The organism is Aliigemmobacter aestuarii, from assembly GCF_004799285.1.
Lineage (GTDB): Bacteria > Pseudomonadota > Alphaproteobacteria > Rhodobacterales > Rhodobacteraceae > Aliigemmobacter > Aliigemmobacter aestuarii.
The window spans coordinates 1-1,247 of the sequence record NZ_SSND01000010.1; the positions used below are offsets into that span (position 1 = coordinate 1).

General features: G+C 63.8%; 2 protein-coding genes. Both read right to left on the reverse strand.

Features of this window, described 5'->3' with window-relative positions; genetic code table 11:
• Nucleotides 1-542 (reverse strand): 3-oxoacid CoA-transferase subunit B (locus E7811_RS17780; RefSeq protein WP_136396027.1); only part of this gene is annotated, 542 nt, incomplete at its 3' end.
• Nucleotides 542-1,246 (reverse strand): CoA transferase subunit A, encoded by a 705-nt coding sequence (locus E7811_RS17785; protein ID WP_136396028.1) that lies wholly within the window; start codon nucleotides 1,244-1,246, stop codon nucleotides 542-544. The genes E7811_RS17780 and E7811_RS17785, both read right to left, overlap by 1 nt.
• Nucleotide 1,247 lies beyond the last annotated feature (1 nt).

Consider the following 1,247-nt stretch of genomic DNA (forward strand, 5'->3'; position numbering starts at 1 on the left):
CCGAGATTGGTGATGATCCGGTCCACCACCGCCTTGCCGGTCAGCGGCAGGGTGCAGTCGCGCAGCACCTTCGATTCGCCGTGCTTCGAGGTGTGGTCCATCACGACCACCACCCGGCCCACGCCCGCGACCAGATCCATCGCGCCGCCCATGCCCTTCACCAGCTTGCCGGGGATCATCCAGTTCGCCAGATCGCCCTTCTCGCTGACCTCCATCGCGCCGAGGATCGCCATCGCGATCTTGCCGCCGCGGATCATGGCGAAGGATTGCGCGCTGTCGAAATAGGCCGAATGGGGCAGTTCGGTGATCGTCTGCTTGCCCGCGTTGATCAGGTCGGCGTCTTCCTCGCCCTCATAGGGGAAAGGACCCATGCCGAGCATCCCGTTTTCCGATTGCAGCGTCACATGCACGCCTTCGGGGATGTAGTTCACCACCAGCGTCGGGATCCCGATGCCAAGGTTCACATACATCCCGTCACGCAGTTCCTGCGCCGCGCGGGCGGCCATCTGGTTGCGGTCCCAGCCCCTGGTTTCGCTCGCCATCATGCGGTTTCCTTCTTGCGGGTGGTGCGCTGTTCGATGCGTTTCTCGTGCTCGCCCTGGATCAGGCGATGGACGTAGATGCCGGGCAGGTGGATATGGTCGGGGTCAAGGCTGCCGACCGGAACGATTTCCTCGACCTCGCAGACGCAGACGCGCCCGCAGGTGGCCGCCGGCGGGTTGAAGTTGCGGGCGGTCTTGCGGAAGACGAGGTTGCCGCTGGTGTCCGCCTTCCAGGCCTTGACGATCGACAGGTCGGCCACGATCCCGCGTTCGAGGATATAGGTCTGGCCGTCGAACTCCTTGTGTTCCTTGCCTTCGGCGATCACCGTGCCCACGCCGGTCTTCGTGTAGAACCCCGGAATGCCCGCGCCGCCCGCGCGCATCCGTTCGGCCAGCGTCCCTTGCGGGTTGAATTCCAGCTCAAGCTCCCCGCTCAGATACTGGCGCATGAATTCCGCGTTCTCGCCCACATAGGACGAGATCATCTTCTTCACCTGCCGCGTTTCCAGAAGCACGCCAAGGCCAAAGCCATCGACGCCCGCGTTGTTCGACGCCACCGTCAGGCCCTTCGTGCCCGCATCCCGGATCGCCGCGATCAGCAGTTCGGGAATGCCGCAAAGGCCAAAACCCCCCGCGGCAATGGTCATGCCGTCAAACAGCAGACCGTCCAACGCGGATTGCGCGTCAGGATAAACCTTCGTCATG